The organism is Aurantimonas sp. E1-2-R+4, from assembly GCF_036549515.1.
Classification (GTDB): Bacteria; Pseudomonadota; Alphaproteobacteria; order Rhizobiales; family Rhizobiaceae; genus Aurantimonas; species Aurantimonas coralicida_A.
The window spans coordinates 43,952-62,420 of the sequence record NZ_JAZHLK010000012.1; the positions used below are offsets into that span (position 1 = coordinate 43,952).

Annotated in this window: 14 protein-coding genes and 1 pseudogene; 10 read left to right on the plus strand and 5 right to left on the minus strand. The window is 64.9% G+C overall.

Features of this window, described 5'->3' with window-relative positions:
* The first annotated feature begins 155 nt into the window (after positions 1-155).
* The 4 genes from xylF (at position 156) to VQ045_RS07885 (ending at position 5,069) form a co-directional block, all read left to right on the plus strand.
* Positions 156-1,199 (plus strand): D-xylose ABC transporter substrate-binding protein, encoded by a 1,044-nt coding sequence (gene xylF / locus VQ045_RS07870; RefSeq protein ID WP_331829724.1) that lies wholly within the window; start codon positions 156-158, stop codon positions 1,197-1,199.
* Positions 1,200-1,381: 182 nt separating this feature from the next.
* Positions 1,382-2,695, plus strand: a complete 1,314-nt coding sequence (locus VQ045_RS07875) for a sugar ABC transporter permease (protein ID WP_331829725.1) — start codon at positions 1,382-1,384, stop codon at positions 2,693-2,695.
* Positions 2,696-2,703: 8 nt separating this feature from the next.
* Positions 2,704-3,528 (plus strand): ATP-binding cassette domain-containing protein, encoded by an 825-nt coding sequence (locus tag VQ045_RS07880; protein ID WP_442879836.1) that lies wholly within the window; start codon positions 2,704-2,706, stop codon positions 3,526-3,528.
* Positions 3,529-3,674: 146 nt separating this feature from the next.
* A complete protein-coding gene (locus VQ045_RS07885; protein ID WP_331829727.1) occupies positions 3,675-5,069 on the plus strand; it encodes a dipeptidase in 1,395 nt (464 codons plus the stop codon).
* Between the two features lie 159 nt (positions 5,070-5,228).
* Here VQ045_RS07885 and VQ045_RS07890 read toward each other — a convergent pair whose 3' ends face one another.
* The 3 genes and pseudogenes from VQ045_RS07890 to VQ045_RS07900 all read right to left on the minus strand — a co-directional run bounded on the left by VQ045_RS07890 (position 5,229) and on the right by VQ045_RS07900 (position 7,462).
* On the minus strand, positions 5,229-5,444 hold the full coding sequence (locus tag VQ045_RS07890) for a hypothetical protein (protein ID WP_331829728.1): 216 nt from the start codon (positions 5,442-5,444) through the stop codon (positions 5,229-5,231).
* A gap of 69 nt (positions 5,445-5,513) precedes the next feature.
* Positions 5,514-6,101: pseudogene (locus VQ045_RS21975) on the minus strand (tetratricopeptide repeat protein); the annotation flags it as partial.
* The gene (locus VQ045_RS07900) at positions 6,098-7,462 is read right to left on the minus strand and encodes a hypothetical protein (protein WP_331829730.1); all 1,365 of its coding nucleotides are present in this window, start codon (positions 7,460-7,462) and stop codon (positions 6,098-6,100) included. The gene VQ045_RS07900 and the pseudogene VQ045_RS21975, both read right to left, overlap by 4 nt.
* 235 nt (positions 7,463-7,697) lie before the next feature.
* Here VQ045_RS07900 and VQ045_RS07905 point away from each other — a divergent pair, with 235 nt between their 5' ends.
* The 5 genes from VQ045_RS07905 (at position 7,698) to VQ045_RS07925 (ending at position 13,440) form a co-directional block, all read left to right on the plus strand.
* Entirely contained in the window at positions 7,698-8,531 is an 834-nt protein-coding gene (locus tag VQ045_RS07905; RefSeq protein WP_331829731.1) for a MipA/OmpV family protein, read from the plus strand.
* 261 nt (positions 8,532-8,792) lie between these two features.
* A complete protein-coding gene (locus tag VQ045_RS07910) occupies positions 8,793-11,051 on the plus strand; it encodes a transglycosylase domain-containing protein (RefSeq protein WP_331829732.1) in 2,259 nt (752 codons plus the stop codon).
* 291 nt (positions 11,052-11,342) lie between these two features.
* On the plus strand, positions 11,343-12,551 hold the full coding sequence (locus VQ045_RS07915; protein ID WP_331829733.1) for a TadE/TadG family type IV pilus assembly protein: 1,209 nt from the start codon (positions 11,343-11,345) through the stop codon (positions 12,549-12,551).
* A 2-nt stretch (positions 12,552-12,553) separates the two neighbouring features.
* Complete coding sequence (locus VQ045_RS07920; protein ID WP_331829734.1) at positions 12,554-13,039, plus strand: TadE/TadG family type IV pilus assembly protein; 486 nt, start codon at positions 12,554-12,556, stop codon at positions 13,037-13,039.
* Positions 13,036-13,440 carry a TadE/TadG family type IV pilus assembly protein gene (locus VQ045_RS07925; protein WP_331829735.1) on the plus strand — a complete coding sequence of 135 codons (405 nt, stop codon included), beginning with the start codon at positions 13,036-13,038 and terminating at the stop codon, positions 13,438-13,440. The genes VQ045_RS07920 and VQ045_RS07925 overlap by 4 nt, the downstream gene beginning before the upstream one ends.
* A 130-nt stretch (positions 13,441-13,570) precedes the next feature.
* On the opposite strand, the gene VQ045_RS07930 is transcribed toward VQ045_RS07925, so the two are convergent.
* Positions 13,571-13,813, minus strand: a complete 243-nt coding sequence (locus tag VQ045_RS07930; RefSeq protein ID WP_331829736.1) for a hypothetical protein — start codon at positions 13,811-13,813, stop codon at positions 13,571-13,573.
* Between the two features lie 941 nt (positions 13,814-14,754).
* Between VQ045_RS07930 and VQ045_RS07935 the strand changes: the two genes are divergently transcribed.
* A complete protein-coding gene (locus VQ045_RS07935) occupies positions 14,755-15,585 on the plus strand; it encodes a universal stress protein (RefSeq protein WP_327646020.1) in 831 nt (276 codons plus the stop codon).
* Positions 15,586-15,635: 50 nt separating this feature from the next.
* Here VQ045_RS07935 and VQ045_RS07940 read toward each other — a convergent pair whose 3' ends face one another.
* On the minus strand, positions 15,636-18,152 hold the full coding sequence (locus VQ045_RS07940) for an EAL domain-containing protein (protein ID WP_331829737.1): 2,517 nt from the start codon (positions 18,150-18,152) through the stop codon (positions 15,636-15,638).
* Positions 18,153-18,469 lie beyond the last annotated feature (317 nt).

The window sequence follows — 18,469 nt, forward strand, 5'->3', positions numbered from 1 at the left end:
TCTTTTAGTCGGATCGCGCGGTCCCTCGAATGGCACGTTGACACGGATGAGAATTGCTGTCACGATTTTTTACGAGGCTTGGAAAAAGTCTCGACCGGTCGGGAGAACGGTCCGGTCGGTCTGATCGTGGGGCGCCGATGCGCCGGGAGGATTTCATGAAAATTCTGAAGCTCGCGCTAGCCGGCGCGGTGTTCTCGATGGCTGCCGCGGGCGCGGTTTCCGCGCAGGAAGGCAAGACCGTCGGCGTGTCCTGGTCCAACTTCCAAGAAGAGCGCTGGAAGACCGACGAGGCGGCCATCAAGGCAGCGCTGGAAGCTGCCGGCGCCACTTACATCTCGGCCGACGCCCAGTCGTCGGCTTCCAAGCAGCTCACCGACGTCGAGTCGCTGATTTCCCAGGGCGCCGACGCGCTGATCATCCTGGCGCAGGATTCCGACGCCATCGCGCCGGCTGTCGAAAGCGCCGTCAACAACGGCATTCCGGTGGTCGGCTATGACCGCCTGATCGAAAATCAGGACGCTTTCTACATCACCTTCGACAACAAGGAAGTCGGCCGCATCCAGGCCCAGGAAGTGCTGAAAGCGCAGCCGGAAGGCAATTACGCCTTCATCAAGGGCTCGTCGTCCGATCCCAACGCGGACTTCCTGTTCTCCGGCCAGATGGAAGTCCTCAAGGACGCCATCGACTCGGGCAAGATCAAGAATGTCGGCGAGGCCTATACCGACGCCTGGCTGCCGGCCAACGCCCAGCAGAACATGGAACAGATCCTGACCGCCAACAACAACGAGGTCGACGCGGTCGTCGCCTCCAACGACGGCACCGCCGGCGGCGCCGTCGCGGCGCTCGAAGCGCAAGGGTTGGCCGGCTCCGTTCCGGTCTCCGGCCAGGACGCCGACCACGCCGCCTTGAACCGCATCGCCCGCGGCTCCCAGACCGTCTCGGTCTGGAAGGACTCCCGCGAACTCGGCAAGCGGGCGGCGGAAATCGCGCTCGACCTCGCGAACGGGACGGCGATGAACGAAGTCGCGGACGTCGAGGCGTTCAGCGGCGGACCTAAGGGGGTCGAGATGCAGTCGATCTTCCTGAAGCCGGTCGCGATCACCAAGGACAACCTCGACACGATCATCGATGCCGGCTGGGTGTCGAAGGACGTCGTCTGCCAGGGTGTCGAAGCCGGCTCGACTCCGGCCTGCGGCTAAAACGACCTGTGGCCGCGGCCCGTGAGGGCGGTGGCCACTCCGATCCATTTGAAGGATCGTTCAAGGCGCAAGGCAAAGCCGCGCCAAGCTTTCTATCCAGCGCAATTCGTTGCACAGTTCGGTAGAGCCGAGCCCTCGATGCGCCCTCTGGCCAGAGAGAGCATCGCTCGAGGGAGGCGGCCATGAGCCAAGCGACATCGGGGACGACAGCCGGAGCGGCGGCAACGCCCGGCGGCGGCGGCCTCAAGGGCTTCATCCGCGCCACCGAGGTGGACACCCGCATGCTCGGCATGGTCGGCGCGCTGCTGGTCATCTGGCTGGTCTTCCACGTTCTGTCCGGCGGCATCTTCCTGACTCCCCGCAACTTATGGAATCTCACGGTCCAGACCTCGTCGATCGCGGTGATGGCGACCGGCATGGTGCTGGTCATCGTCACCCGCAACATCGACCTGTCGGTCGGCTCTATCCTCGGCTTCACCGGCATGGCGATGGCGGCGCTGCAGGCGCAGATCCTGCCCGGTCTTCTCGGTTTCGACAGCCCCTTCGTCTGGATCATCACGCTTCTCGGCGGCGTTCTCGTCGGGGTCGTGATCGGTGGCCTGCAAGGTTACGTCATCGCCTATCTCGGCGTGCCGGCCTTCATCGTCACGCTTGGCGGCCTTTTGGTCTGGCGCGGCGGCGCCTGGTGGCTGACCTCCGGCCGGACGGTCGCGCCGCTCGACGACACCTTCCGGCTGATGGGCGGCGGCGCCACCGGTTCGCTCGGCGAGACCTGGACCTGGGTCCTCGCTGTCGTCGCCTGCATCGTGGTCGCCGTGTCGCTCGTCCTCGCGCGGCGGCGACGCCTCAGCTTCGGCTTCCCGCTCCGGCCGATCTGGGCGGAGGCGACCATCGGCGCCATCGTCTTCGTGGCGATTATCGGCGCCGCCGCCATCGTCAATGCCTATAAATGGCCGTCGGCCATCGCCCGGCGCTACGCCACCGCCAACGGCATCGAAATGCCCGAGGGCGGACTGCAGATCGGCTACGGCGTCGCCGTGCCGGTGCTGCTCGCCATCGTGGTCGGCATCGTCATGACCTTCGTCGCGCGCCGCACCCGCTTCGGCCGCTACGTCTTCGCCATCGGCGGCAATCCGGAAGCCGCGGAACTCGCCGGCATCAACACCCGCTGGGTGCTGATGAAGGTGTTCATGCTGATGGGCGGCCTCGCCGCTCTCGGCGCGGCGATCTCCACGGCCCGCCTCAACGCGGCCACCAACGCCCTCGGCACGCTCGACGAGCTCTATGTCATCGCCGCGGCGGTGATCGGCGGCACCTCGCTCGCCGGCGGCGCCGGCACGATCATCGGCGCGATGCTCGGGGCTCTCGTCATGCAGTCGCTGCAATCGGGCATGGTGCTCTTGGGCGTCGATTCGCCGCTGCAGTCGATCGTCGTCGGCATCGTCCTCGTCATCGCCGTCTGGATCGACACCACCTACCGCAGGAGGGCCGCATGAGCATGACGATGGAAGCCGTCACCGACCACGGCCCCGGCCACCCCGGCGCCGTCGACCGCAGCGGGCCGGCGCTGATCGACATGCGCGACATCTCAATCGCCTTCGGCGGCATTCACGCGGTCGAAGGCGCCTCGGTCGACCTTTATCCCGGCGAGGTGGTGGCGCTGCTTGGCCATAACGGCGCCGGCAAGTCGACGTTGATCAAGATCCTCTCCGGCGCCTACAAGCGCGATGCCGGCACGATCCATGTGCGCGGCGAGGAGGCCGCGATCTCCAACCCGCGCGACGCCAAGGCCTACGGTATCGAGACGATCTACCAGACGCTGGCGCTGGCCGACAATGTCGACGCCGCCGCCAACCTCTTCCTCGGCCGCGAGATCCTGACGGCTTGGGGCACGCTCGACGACGCGGCGATGGAGGCCGAGGCCCGCAAGGTGATGGGCCGGCTCAATCCGAATTTCCGCCGCTTCAAGGAGCCGGTGAAGGCGCTGTCCGGCGGTCAGCGCCAGTCGGTCGCGATCGCCAGGGCGATCCTGTTCAACGCCAAGATCCTGATCATGGACGAGCCGACCGCCGCGCTCGGGCCGCAGGAAACCGCGCAGGTCGGCGAACTGATCAAGGAGTTGAAGAAGGACGGCATCGGCATTTTCCTGATCAGCCACGACATCCACGACGTCTTCGATCTCGCCGACCGGGTGATCGTTATGAAGAACGGCCAGATCGTCGGCGGCGCCAAGACCGGCGACGTCACCAAGGACGAGGTGCTCGGCATGATCATCCTCGGCAAATGCCCGCCCGGCGCGACGCCCGGCCCCGGCGCGATGGTGGAGTGAGGCCCGACGCCGCTTCCGGCTGAGGCCTTGATCCCGACCGTCCCGCTCCCTTAACGATAGCGCCAAGACGACCGCGTCCGGCGCCCGGCTGTGACCTGAAAGGGGCAGCCGCCCGCGTGGCGCTTTCTCCAACGACGGGACCCCTCATGGCCAATCTCGACAGCGTGCTCGCCTGCCTCGACCTCAATCTCGACCGGGCGCTCGGCCGGTTGACCGAGCTTTTGAAAATCCCGTCGATCTCGACCGATCCGGCCTATGCGGCCGATTGCCGGCGGGCGGCGGAGTATCTGGCCGCCGATTTGGACGCGATCGGCTTCGACGCATCGGTGCGCGACACTGATGGCCATCCGATGGTGGTTGCCCATCACGACGGGCCTTCCGGCGCGCCGCACGTCCTGTTCTACGGCCATTACGACGTGCAGCCGGTCGACCCGCTCGAATTGTGGGAAAGCCCGCCGTTCGAGCCGACGATCCGGGAGATGCCGGACGGGACCAAGCGGATCGTCGCGCGCGGCTCGGCCGACGACAAGGGCCAGCTGATGACCTTTGTCGAGGCCTGCCGGGCCTACAAGGCCGAGACCGGCGGGCTGCCCTGCACGGTGACGATCTTCCTGGAGGGGGAGGAGGAATCCGGCTCGCCCTCGCTCAACCCCTTCCTCGACGCCAACCGGGCGGAGCTGTCGGCCGACGTCGCGCTGGTCTGCGACACCAATATGTGGGACCGGCAGACGCCGGCGATCTCGACCGGCCTGCGCGGCCTCGTCGGCGAAGAAGTGACGATCAAGGCGGCCAGCCGTGACCTCCATTCGGGTTATTTCGGTGGCGCCGCGCAGAACCCGATCCGCGTGCTGGCGAAAATTCTCGCCGACATTCACGATGACGACGGGCGCGTCACCATCCCCGGTTTCTACGACGGCGTCGACGAATTGCCGGACGACGTCCGCGCGATCTGGGACGACCTCGATTTTTCCGAGACGGAGTTCCTCGGCCAGGTCGGCTTGTCGGTGCCGGCCGGCGAAAAGGGCCGCTCGGTGCTGGAGCAGGTCTGGGCCCGGCCGACCGCCGAGTTCAACGGCATCTCCGGTGGCTATACCGGCGAGGGCTTCAAGACGGTGATCGCGGCGGAGGCGAGCGCGAAAGTCTCGTTCCGGCTGGTCTTCCGTCAGGACCCGGAAAAGCTCCGCGCCGCCTTCCGCGCATTTGTCACCGCGCGTCTGCCGGCCGATTGCACGGCGGAATTTTCGCCGCATGGCGGCTCGCCGGCGATCCAGCTGCCGTTCGATTCGCCCTGGCTCGAAAAGGCGCGGGCCGCCCTGTCGGACGAATGGCCGAACAAGGCGGTGATGATCGGCATGGGCGGCTCGATCCCGGTTGTCGGCGAGTTCAAGGACAGGCTCGGCATGGAGTCGCTCCTGATCGGCTTCGGCTGCGGCGACGACCGCATCCATTCGCCGAACGAGAAGTACGAGATGTCGTCCTTCCACAAGGGCCAGCGCTCCTGGGCGCGGGTGCTCGCGGCGCTCGGCGGGGCGGCAGGTTAACGAGCCGTTAACGAAATGGCTCTATTTTGATCGATCACGGGGATACCGCACTCGCGGAGCGCATTGCTCCATGTGACGAGCGGGGGACCAGCGAAGGGCGCGGTACCGAGGGGGTGCCGCGCCCTTTTTCGTTGCGGCGCCGCCGTAATGTGGAAGCGATTAGTTGCCCGCCCTGCCCATCACGTTGAAGATAGCCGCGCGCAGCTGCTCGGCATTCGCCATGTACAAGACTGCCTCCGCTTCTCGGTAGACATCCAGCGCGCCGTCGACGGCGTCGAGCGCCGATTGCAATTGGCTTTGGTTGTGGGTCTTCTGGAATAGCGAGAAAAACGTGATGGCCAGATTCTCCTGCGTTTGTGCCCACAGGAATGGCACGCGGTCGCGGGTGCGCTCTTCGAGGGCGCCGCGATAGGCCTCGACGGCCTGTTCGAGGCGTTCGGTGCTGGCCTCGCGCTGGCCGAGGGCTAGGAGCGCGTTGCCGAGATTGTTCTGTGTTTGTGCCCAGTCGAGGGGTGCGCGGTCGCGGGTATATTCTTCCAGTGCGTCGCTGTAGGCGTTGACGGCCTGTTCGATGCGTCCGGTGCCGGTCTCACGCTGACCAAAGATCGTCAGCGCGGTGCCGAGATTGTTCTGAATCTTGGCCCATTGGAGGGGGACGCGGTCGCGGGTAAGTTCCTCAAGGGCGGCGTTGAATGCGTCGACGGCCTGTTCGAGGCGTCCGGTGCCGGTCTCGCGCTGGCCGAGGGTCCGGAGTGCGTTGCCAAGATTGTTCTGGGTTCCGGCCCATTGGAGGGGGACGCGATCGCGGGCGCGTTCCTGGAGGGCGGCCCGATAGGCGTTGACGGCCTGTTCGAGGCGTTCGGTGCTGGCCTCGCGCTGGCCGAGGGCTAGGAGCGCGTTGCCGAGATTGTTCTGGGTCGTGGCCCATTCGAGGGGGACGCGGTCGCGGGTCCGTTCGTGGAGGGCCGCGTTATAGGCGTTGACGGCCTGTTCGAGGCGCTCTGTGCCGGTCTCGCGCTCGCCAAGCGTCAGGAGTGCGTTGCCGAGATTGTTCTGGGTCGCGGCCCATCCGAGGGGGCGCGGTCGCGGATAGGCTTCTCCAGGACGGCGTTGAAGGCGTCGACGGCCTGTTCGAGGCGCTCTGTGCCGGCCTCACGCTCGCCTAGAATCGCCAGCGCGGCACCGAGATTGTTCATTGCCCCGCCTCGCTCATCGCTATTCGTGGCCCGCTCGACCGCGATCCGTGCCAGTTCGATCGATACGTCGAGATCGAGATTGAGGCCCTTGTCGCGACCGCGCACGTACCATTCGTCCTGAAGGCGGCGCAGTGCGGCGAAGCGGTCGGCTTCGGCGGTTTCGAGATCGAGAATGCGAACGAGGCGCTTGGCTGCGGATGCCGGGTCGCGACGAAGAATATCCTGCTTCACGCCAGCGTCGAGAATGCGAACGCCGCGAGCCAGGGCTTCCTGACGTCGATCCGCCTCCGCGCTCTCCCATACGGCGAAAGCGCGGTCGGCTTCCGACGCGGCTTCGGCATAGTGGCCGCTCGCGGAAAGTGCCGCCATGCGGCGCAAGACCTCGTCGACGAAAGCGCCGGTGTTGTTGCCGCGCCGCGCGTCGTTCTGCACTTCGATGGCGATATCGACCGCGCGGGTCAGTTCGGCCAGCGCCTGATTGACATCCGTCACGTCGGACGCGATCCGTGCGGCGAGTTCGATCAAAGTCGATTCCGGAATACCCGCTTCGGTCGCCGCCTCTTTTTCGGTCGGCGGAATACGACGAAGAATTTCCTCCAGCATCCCATGCGTGGCGACATTGTCGGCCCGAATTTCGGTCTGTCCGTGTGCCAGCGCCTTGAGATCGCCCAGCACCTCGCGCTGGAACCAGGGCTGCATCGTCGCTTCAAAGGCCTGGTCGCCGTCGAGGGCGTCCAGCGTCTGAACAACGAGACCATGGAGCGCGCGGCGGTTGATCGCCTGTTGCGGGTCGACCTCTGAGCCAAAGTCGCCCGGCGCCGCAATGCTGGCCTCCGTCAGAACGATTGTTGCGAGGCGCGAATTGTCTCGACCGGCTTCCATCACTTCGCGAGGGTCAAGGGCGAGCCGTGGCAGAACGGCGGCCAGCGCAGCCTCCATCGGTGGAATCTGATCGTCGGTGATGTCACCGCCATTGCGGGCCCAATCGCGGTAGTTCGCCGCGATTCGGCGTTCAAGCCGCTTCATCATCGCCTGCGGCTCCGGCCCGCTTTGCCGCAGCTTCTGCATAATGGCAGGCAGCGTGAGGATGGTTGCCGCGCCTCCTAGCGCGACCGTTCCGCCGCCCGTGGCACTGGTCACGACGGTGAATAGGACGGCGCAGAAGACCGCCAGCTTTTCGCAAATTTCGCTTCGCATCGGTCTCCGCGCCTTGAACGCCGCGAGTGTGGCGGATGCGGCTAGGCCGATCAAGCGAGTCGCGACGAACCGCCGCTGTGGTCACTCAGCAACGGCGCCGGCGGAAACTGCGCGGGCGCGCGCGAAACTGGCCAAAGATCATTGTCGCTCGCCGGATATCGGGTATGAACGAGGGGCATAACGTGCCCGGTGCCACCACGGCAAAATGAGGCGCGAATGGCTGGAGTATCAGGACATGATCGTGCGTACCGGCGTTGCGGCGCTCGCCCTTCTTCTCGGTTCGAGCCTCACTGCCACGGCGGCCGATCACGCCGCGGGGCCTTACGATCCGAACCCAGCGCCGCTCGCCCCGGCCGCCTATGATTACGGCGACGCGGATTTTGTTTTCGAGCTCGGCATTTCCGGTTTCGTCTCGCCGGAATACGACGGCTCGGACGAATATCAGATCACGCCGGTGCCGATCGTCAGCGTCGAATATCTGAGCATTCCGGGCATCGGCGCCTTCGGCGGCAAGGATGGTCGCGGTTTCTCCATCGGCCCGTCCTTCGGTTACACCGGCGAGCGCAAAGCATCCGATTTTCCCGAACTCGCCGGACTGAATGATGTCGACGCGACCTTCGAGCTGGGCCTCAAGGCCAGCTATGAATGGGAGAACGCCGAGATCTACGGCGCGGCGCGCTATGCCTTCGGCGGCGGCGAGGGCCTCGTCGGCGACATCGGCGCCAATCTGATCGTGCGGCCGACCGAGCGGATCATCCTCAAGGCCGGTCCGACCGCGAGCTTTGCCTCCAGCGACTACATGGATGCCTATTTCGGGGTCACAACGTCGGAAGCCTTCGCCTCCGGCGGCCGGTTCACCACCTATGCGCCCGAAGGCGGCTTCAAGAGCGTCGGTGTCGCGGCCTCGGCGCGCTACGAGGTGGTCCCCGACTGGTTCCTCAATGCCGACGCCTCCTATGAGCGGCTGGTCGGCGATGCCAAGGATTCGCCGATCGTCAAAGCCGGCGATGAGAACCAGTACACCTTCGGTCTCGGCATCTCGCGCCGTTTCTCGCTCGACCTGTTCTAGAGCGCCGTGCGTCCATTCGGACGCACGAAGGACGCTCTAACAGTTTGATTGAGCGTCGGAATGATCCAAAAACCGGATTCCGCTTTTTGGTTCGATGCTCCAAGGTTCCGGGACGCTGACGCTGGCGCCCGAGCCCGACTTCAATTGCTTAACGCCCCGTTAAATCGCCGCAATTAGACTGCATTCCCGCTGGTAAGGGGATGATTGAGGGTGGGCCGTCGCCGTGGCGGCATGCTCTTCGCCGAAAGGGCTTTGGGCTAAATGGCACGACGGCACGAGCGTATCGAACCGACCTTTGACGGGCCGGAAGGCGACGACGATTTCCACGTCAGCGCCGACGACAGAGCCGTGCCGATGGCGAGCAACGACGCGCGCCGCAAGCTTCGCGACAAGACCACCCGTGCCAAAACCCGCACGGCCAAGCCGGCTTCGACCGCGCGGCGGTCGAAAGGCGGTGGTTCCGGCGGCTCGGGAGGGGGACGGCGCCGGCGCGGCTTCCTCGGCCACATCTTCCGGCTGTTCTTGATGCTCGGCCTCGTCGGCGGCCTCGCGGTCGCCGCGGTGGTCGGGTATTTCGCCGTCAAGCTGCCGCAGGAAGCCTGGGCGATCCCGGATCGCCCGCCGAACGTCAAAATCGTTTCGGTCGGCGGCGAACTGATGGCCAATCGCGGCCTGACCGGCGGCAAGGCGGTCTCGCTCGACGAAGTCAGTCCGTATATCCCGCAGGCGGTGATCGCCATCGAGGATCGGCGCTTCTACGAGCATTGGGGCATCGATCCGGTCGGCATCATCCGCGCCTTCAACGAGAATTTGGCGGCGGGCGAAACGGTGCAGGGTGGCTCGACCCTGACCCAGCAGCTGGCCAAGAACATCTTCCTGAATCCGGAACAGACCATTCAGCGCAAGATCCAGGAGGCGATCCTGGCGCTGTGGCTGGAGACCAAGTTCACCAAGAACCAGATCCTCGAAATGTACCTCAACCGGGTCTATTTCGGCTCGGGCGCGACCGGCGTCGAAGCGGCGGCGCGGCGCTATTTCAACAAAACGGCTTCCGAGGTCGATCTGGGTGAGGCGGCGCTTCTCGCCGGGCTGTTGAAAGCGCCGTCGCGTCTGTCGCCCGCGCGCGATCCGGCTGCCGCCAAGGCGCGCGCCGAGGTGGTGCTGGGGGCGATGCGCTCGGCGGGCTTCATCGGCGAGGCCGAATACGCGGCCGCCAAGGCGCAGCAGCCGACCACCGCCAAGAGCTACTGGACCGGCGCGGAGCACTATGCCGCCGACCTCGTCATGCGGGACATTCGCGATCTCATTGGTGACGTGACCGAGGACGTCATCGCCGAGACGACGATCGATCTCGGACTCGAAAGGACTGCCGAGAAGGTCATCCGTCAGACCATCGACGGCGCCAAGCAGAATGTCTCGCAAGGCGCGCTCGTCGCCGTCGACGGCACCGGTGCGATCCGCGCCATGGTCGGTGGCCGCGACTACGCCCAGAGCCAGTTCAACCGCGCCGTCGACGCCAAGCGGCAGCCGGGCTCATCGTTCAAGCCTTTCGTCTATGAAACGGCGCTTGAAAACGGCTGGCGTCCCGAGACGGTGATCGACGACGCGCCGGTCCAGATCGGCAATTGGACGCCCCAGAACTACGACAATCGCTATCGTGGCCCGGTCACCGTCGCCGACGCGCTCCGCCAGTCGCTGAACACGGTCGCGGCGCGGCTGGTGGACAATGTCGGCGCTCCGGCGGTGATCGAGACCGCCAAGCGCATGGGTATCGAGTCGCCGATGGTCGACAATGCCTCGATCGCGCTCGGAACCTCGGAAGTCTCGCTGCTGGAACTCACCGGCGCCTTTGCGCCCTTCGCTAATGGCGGCTATCGGGCGACTCCGCACCTCGTCAACCGCATCACCACGGAGAGCGGCAAAGTGCTATGGGAGCGCGGCGCCGAGGTTCCGCCGATCATCGTCTCCGCTGACATCGTCGGGATGATGAACGCGATGCTCACCCGCGTCGTCACCGGCGGCACCGGCCGCAAGGCGGCGATCGAGGGATGGCAGGCCGCCGGCAAGACCGGTACGACCCAGGATTACAAGGACGCATGGTTCCTCGGCTACACGGCCAATTTGACCGCTGGCGTCTGGCTCGGCAACGACAACGGCGCCAAGATGCAGAAGGTCACCGGCGGGTCTTTGCCGGCGCAGGCCTGGCACGATTTCATGACCGCCGCCCATGAAGGCCTGCCGGCCGTGCCGCTGCCCGGCGACTACCGGATCGGCGAGGCGGAAGCACCGCTCACCGCGGACAGTGGTTATGGTGAGGACCGCTATTACGATTCCGAGATGCCAGCCGGCGAGGATCAATATTACAATCAGGCCGGCGCGCCGCTTCCGCCCGCCGATGTCGGCGGGCAGGGGGTCGTCATTTATGACGGACCGCCGCCGCCGGGCGTGACGGTGGAAGGCCGCGTCAATCCCGGCCGATCGAGCGACCGGTCCTTGTTCCGGCGCCTGTTCGGCGGCTGATCGGCCGTTCTCCGTCAGCGGACGAGACCATTACCCGAGTAAACTCCCGGCTTCCAGGTACAGACCGGAGCGGCCAGCGGCTGCGACAAAGTCGCGCGGCGCTTCGGCGCCCCGTGTCGCTTCCTCCGCTGTAGCGGCTGGCAGACCGCTGGCGCCAAGGGGGTGACGGCTGCGGCGGCGGGCGATCTAACGCTCACTCCATGCCCTGCGGTGAAATGTCACTCTTTTTGTCAACGGAGTGGAAGGAATTTGCTGGCACGCTAAGGAATTGAATTTAAACAGGAGATAGGCGTGAAGCCGCTGCGCGGACTGATCCGACGCTTTGCCGGGAACCGGGATGGCACCATTGCCATCATCGGGGCGCTCGTTCTGCCTGCCGCGGTCGGCATGATGGCCATTGGCGTGGAAGCCTCGATGTGGCGTGCCCGTCAGGTCAAGCTCACGACGGTGACCGACGCCGTCGCCTATTCCTCTGCCCTGCTCAGGAAAGACGGTGTCGGTCTCGACACAGTGCGGCAACGTGCCCGCGCGCAAGCCATTCTGGCGGGGTTTCCGGCCGATACTGTCACGGTTGATGTCGATTTCGATGCCGCCGGAAAGACCAATGTCCGCATTTCCGAAAAGCAGCAGCGCTATTTCTCGCTGGTTTTCGGCAATGCGGACATCGACATCGCCAAGAGCGCGGTGGCGGAAGCCACCGCTGGCTCCTCCGCCTGCCTCGTCGCGCTCAATCAAACTGGGCCGGCTTTGTCGTTCGGCGGTAACGGTCAGGTGCGTCTGCGCAACTGCGTCGCCGCGTCGAATTCGCGCGCGACGAACTCGATCTACCGTTTCGGCTCCGCCTCGCTCGATATGGAATGTCTGGTCACCGTCGGCGGTATCCAGGGCGTGAACCCGGACCAGACGGCGTGCGAGGCAGAGCAGACCGGCATCGCCCCGATCCCCGACCCGCTGGCTTTCGTGGCTACGCCGACGGTGACGGGAACATGCTCGGCGACCGTATCCGGCGCCAGGAAGAACTCCGTTAAAACCTTTAGCCCAGGCCGCTGCTCGGCCTCGGATTTTTCAGGAACCGTGCGCCTCAAGCCCGGCACCTACGTGTTTTCCAGCGATCTCAAGCTGAATTCGGGCACCGAGGTCACTGGCGACGGCGTGACGCTGGTCTTCGAGAAGAACGCCAGCCTCTCCATCAACGGTCATGCCCGGGTCGAGCTGACGGCCCCGAAGACCGGGCCACTCAAGGATATTCTGCTGTTCGGCCGTGACAGTGACGGCTTTACGCACAACGGCACGGCGGACGTGGCGCTGTCGGGGATCATCTATTTCCCTTCGTCCGACGTGAAGATCAACGGCAATGCCACCAGCGTTGCCAGCTGCACGCGGATCATCGGCGGGTCGATCGCCTACAAGGGCTCGAGCTTCTTCGACAGCACCTGCGTCGGCGGCGGCGAGGGACAGAGCGACCTGGTCGTCAACCGATCAGCATGGATCACGGACTAGCGATGGCATTCCGCCCGAAACGCTTTCGCGGAAACGAGTCTGGGATCGCCGCGCTGGAGTTCGCGATTCTGGCGCCGTTGTTCGCGATCGCGGCGATCGGAACCGCCGACTACGCGCTTCGCTTCGAGGCGCAAGCCTCGCTCGACGACGCCCTTCGCATTGCCGTCGAGGGCGCCATCCGGCTCGGCGACGATGCCGAGGGCGTGGCCGAATTTCTCAATCAGAACGGCTATTCCGCGACAACGACCACCTTTTCTTCGAGCGATTCGCCCAAAACCACCACTGCCGCCGAAACGGGCGTGTTGCAGCTCGAGGTGCAGGCGACGGAAGCATGTTTCGAAAGCGGCGTCATGCAGGTGGGTGGGCGCGGCGAGACGGCTTGCGCCGGTCCGGAGAAGTGGCTCCGCCTGGCCGGCTCATACCGGATCGATACCTTTACCGCCGGAGCGGTCGACCTTGGCGCTCAGATCGATGTGAAGGTTCAATGAGCGGGATGCGGGTCGGGCCAGTCAGGCGTTTCCTCGAGGGTCGGCAAGGGACCACCTCGATCGAGTTCGCGGCGGTGAGCGTGCCGTTCTTCCTGATGGTGTTCGGCCTGTTCGGCTTCGGCTACGTCGGCTACCTCGACAATGACCTGAAACATGCCGCCAACAACGTGCAGCGCTTCGTGCTCGTCAAGCACGTCACGGACAAGGCCACGATCGCGGAATTCGTCCGTAAGGACTTCCTTGGGGACGACGACAATCTCGACATCCAGATCTATGAGACCGTCTCCGACGGCCGGCGGTTCCTGAATGTCGACCTGGCCTTCGTCATCGCGTTTCCCGGCCCGATCGAGGTGCTGCGGGAAGGCATGCGGCTGGAGCACAAGCGGATGATACCGCTGTAAGGCGGACGCGCGGCGGACACGCCTGGCGGGCGACCTTCCTCAAAAGGCGATCGCAGGTTCCGATCATGGCGGGAATCGCGCCACGCGTTCCGCCCATGGGGAGCATTTGACCCATTGGACGTGCTTGTTTCTAGCGGACGCCCAGGATCTGCTTCGCTTGCGCGAGCTTTTGCACCGATTGCGCGTGCGAGCCTGCCGCATGCAGTCGCGCGCCCTCTTGACGGAGCGCGTTGACCTTGGCGCGGTCGGCATCGCTCACCGGCTTGGTCGCCAGCGCCTGATCGATGGTCGCGATGTCGGCGGGACACTGGAACGCGAAGGCCGGGGCGGCAAAGCCGACCGCCGCCGCCGTGGCAAGAACGAGGAATTTCATCTCGACGGGCCTCCCTTGTCGGGAGGGGCCAGGCGCAACGCGATGGGAACCCAGCCCCCATGCCGGACAATCCGGTGCCGCAATCCTACGCCTCGCCGCCGCGGCCGGACAATTCACGGTCGCATGATCTGACGCTTGTGAGCCGGTCCGGGCCGCCAACGCTCGCCAGAAACTGCGGCCGTCGTTGAATGTGTATCGGAGCGCGAGCACTGCCGGTGGGCGGCGATGCCGGGCGCGTTGTCGGTGCGTGGCTGTCGGGAGCGGACGCGAGAACCAAAATCATCGCTCGCCGCTTATTGGGGCAGTTGACGGCGAGCGATGAGTTTTTCGCGGGGTCGATGACCCCTCGAAGAACTTCTCTCTTTTACGACCGACATGGTTTTGTCGCATCCCTCAAATTGGGGATGCGCTGCAATTTTGGCAGCCACGGCGACGCGGTCGAGGGCCGTTCCTTCGCCAATGGTGCGATGTGGCGCCGGAGTGCGGGATCGCGGCGCCATCACGATCGGCCGTGGCGGGTTGGCGCAGAACGACGAAAAATTCCCTTGACGCCGCGAGGTGCGGGCGTAGTCTTTCCTTGCGTATAAGACGCCGGGGAGGTCTCCATGGAACCACCTATGTACGATGCCGCGAAAACCGCCGGGGCTGATGTTCGGGTCCCCCGCGTAGCGGCTTCTCACTGACAGGTCTCCGGGAGTGGCTGATGAGCCGCTAAAGTCGTAGAAGGCTCTCCCTAGCCACTCCTGGATTTCGCTTTGGCGGAGGGTGCCGGTCGGAAAGCATTGATGATCCGCAAATTCTCAGTCCCGCCTGCTCTCTAGCGCGTCGTGCGTCCATCCGGGCGCCCAAAGGACGCGCTAACATCTTGATTGAGCATCGAGTTATCCAAAAACCGGAGCCCACTTTTTGGTCCGATGCTCTAGCGTTGAATGGCAAGCGCCATGAGGAACCTTCTCGTTCCGGTCAATTCGGATGGGCGGATGTGGCCGGTATTGGAGACAGCGCGTCTCGTGGCCGATATATTCGGTAGCTACATCGAGGGCATCGCGCAGCGCCCCGAATTGCCGGAGGTCGTTTCGGCCGAATTCATCGTCGCCGCGCCGACGCTCGACCTGGATTCGCAACAAAAACTCATGGACCAGGCGCATCGCGCATTCGATGAGTTCATGAACCAGGCCGGCGTTCCGCCCTACAGTGACGGTTCGAACGCGCCCTCTTTCGGTTGGGCCGGTCGGCATTTGGCGACAGACCTGCACATCGGCAGTTACGGGCGGTTGTTCGACCTGATCGTGCTGGGCCGCCCGAACGTGGCCGGAGAGCCAACCCGGATCGCGACTGTCGAGGCGGCGCTATTCGAAAGTGGCCGTCCGCTCTTGCTGGTGCCGCCGTCGGGGGCGACGACGATCGGCAAGACTGTCGTGATCGCCTGGAACGGCAGCACCGAAACTGCCAGGACCGTCGCATTGGCCATGCCGTTCCTTCAAAAAGCGCAGCGGGTGATCGTTCTGAGCGTCGACGGATGGGAGGTCGACGGGCCGAGCGGTGAGAGTCTGGCGCGCAATCTGCTGCGAGCGGGTATCGCCGCCGAGGCCACGACGCGCGACAGCGAGTCCTCGCCCGGTCAAGCCGTGCTCAAGCATGTGCAGGCGCTTGGCGGCGATCTCCTGATCAAGGGTGCCTATACCCAGAGCCGCCTCCGGCAGATGATTTTTGGCGGCGCGACGCGTCACATCATGAGCAAGGCCACCGTGCCGGTTCTGATCGCGCATTAGATCGTGCCGATCTGCCCACCTTGCTCGCTTCACGGCTCCAGGATCGTCGTTCAGCCCGCTTTGCGAATGCCCACGTCCTGGCGCGCCTGCAAGAGCTCCGCAAGCGGCTGCGGCCGGTGGAAGAAAAACCCCTGGCCATAGCCAATGCCAAGCGATCGCAGAATGGTGACGGATTCGGCATCCTCGATCCGCTCGGCGATGACATCGACGCCCAACTCGTGGGCGATCGTACCGATCGAGGCGACTACCGCTCGATCGAAGCGGCTTTTCGCCAGGTTTCGGACAAAGGCGCCGTCGATCTTGATGCTGTCGACCCGGAAGCGTTTGAGATAGGCGAAGGAACTCAAGCCCGCGCCGAAATCGTCGAGACTGATGCGGCAACCGGCCCTGCGGGCGTCGCGGACGAAACGTTCGGCCGCGGCGAAATTGTCGACCGCTGCCGTCTCGGTGATCTCGAAGACGAGACAGGCCGGCTCGACCTTGGTGCGTTCGATGACTGTCTTGACGAACGGCCAAAGCTCGGGGTCGCTCAGGGTATTGGCCGACAGATTGATGGCGACCGACAAGCCGTTCGTCCTCAGGCTGGCGGCATGGGTTTCAAGCGTATGCTCGATGATCCAGCGGTCGACGGAGCCCATCAGGCCAAATCGCTCCGCGGCCGGAATGAACTGCCCGGGCGGAATGATCGAGCCGTCCGCGGCCATCATTCGACAAAGGATCTCGATATGGTGGCCCGGTTGGGAAGGGGCGTCGAGATCGCGAACCTCCTGCCCGAAGACCACCAGGCGCCGCTCGGCGAGAGCGTCGGCCAAGCCAGATGCGACCTGGATTTGAGCCAGATTGCGTTGCGCGGCCCCGACGCTGGCCGAGTAGGCGGACACGCGGTTGCGACCTGCGGATTTCGCGGCGTAGCAGGCGGCATCGGCGCGTGCCGTGGCGGTTTCGAGATCCAGCCCCGGATCATCGATCGCCGCGATACCGATGCTGGCTCCGATCTCGTGGTGTTTGCCGCCCCAATGTAGCCGGCGGGTACGGATTTCGGCGAGCAGCCCCGAGGCGATCGTCGTCGCGTCGTCCATATCGGCGACCGGAACGACGGCGGCGAATTCGTCGCCGCCCAGACGTCCGACGACGGTCTCGCGCGGCAGAAATCCCGTCAGCGTGCGCGCGACCATCTTCAGCAATGCGTCACCCGCCGCATGGCCGACCGTATCGTTGATCATCTTGAAACGGTCGAGGTCGAGATAGAGGAGCGCGCAGTCGCGACTGCCAATGGCGGCCTGGAGGTTTTCCTCGAACGCCACCCGGTTCAATAGTCCGGTCAGGGAATCGTGCCGCGCCGCGTAGGCCAGTTGGCGCTGCAGCGTGCGGGCGTTGGTGATATCCTGGATTACCAGAACCGCGCCGACCACCTGGCCGTCGGGATTGACGATCGGCGAGGCGAGATCGCGGACCGCCCGCCCACTGCCGTCACTTCGCACGAAAATCGCATTCTCTTCACGGTCGACGGTGCGGCGCGACAGGACAGCACGATGGGTGGAGGAGGCGAGCGGTGCCTCGGTCTCTTCGTCGACCAGAGGAAAAACGTCGTCGATATTGGCGCCAACAAGTGCCGCTTGGGCGCTGCGCAGCAGACGCGCCGCGGCGGGATTGGCGAAGGTGATGCGGTTGCCGACGTCGGTGCTGATGACCGCGTCGCCGATCGACTGAAGCGTGATGCGCAGACATTCCTTTTCGGCGGCGAGTGCCGCGGCGTTTTGCACCTGCTCGGTGATGTCCCAGATGCTGCCGACAAGCAGCGGCGGCGCGTCGCTATAGTGCACGCGCCGGGCGAGCGCCTGCAGATGCCGGATTTCGCCGTTTGGCTTGACGATCCGGTAGGAGGTCTTCATCGGCTCGCCGGTTTCGGCCGTGATCGCGATGGCGCGCTCGGCCGCGGCGGCATCGTCCGGGTGAAGGTGCTCGTGCCAGGTCGAACGTGGCACCTCGGCGGGACCGGGACCCATGCCGTAGATGTCGCGTATTCGCTGATCCCAGACGAGGCGGCCGCTCTCGATCTCGAACTGCCACAGGCCGACCTGGCCCGCATCGAGCGCCAGTTGAATGCGCTCGTTGAGCAGTGCCAATTGCCGCTCCACGTTCTTTTGCGCGGTAATGTCGGTCTGGGCGCCGATCATCCGTGTCGGTCGACCATGCTTATCGCGTTCCACCACCTGCCCGCGGTCGAGAACCCAGACCCAATGGCCGGCCTTGTGCCGTAGCCGGAACTCGGTCTCGATCCGTGCGGTGTCGCCGGCGATGTGACGTTCGCCGCTGTCGATCGCCAATTGCCGGTCAGCTGGATGCACCAAAGCCAGCCACAAATCGGGATCGCCGTCGAGCTCGTCGTCCGCGTAGCCGAGCATCTGCTTCCAACTCGGCGAGTAATAGCAGGTCCCGGCCACCAGATCGGCGTCCCAGACTCCGGACCTGGCGCTTTCCAAGGCGAAGCGCCAGCGTTCCGCCTCCTTGCTGTCCGGCAGGGCGTCGAGGGATGGAGAGGAAGGGTGCGGAGCAGCGTCGGTCATACGCGCAACCTGCCCCACTTTCAGGCAAAAAATCGTTAAGGGCGACGGACCAATTCATCGCCGCCAAGACCAATGCCGACCGTACGCCGTCGGCGCCCGGACGTCCTCCCAAGTCGCGGCGCCGCGACGCCGCATCGTCCGCACAGGCGTCGCAGGAACGATCCGTTCACCCAAAGTGTTACGCCACAGGACATTGTCGTATCCCTGCACTACGCAAGGATGGCCTAATAGGGTAAGAAACCCAATGGCTTCACGTTTCTTGGCGACGATAGCGGCGGAATCCCGTTTGGCGCTCCACTTGCGTTAGCGGCTGATCG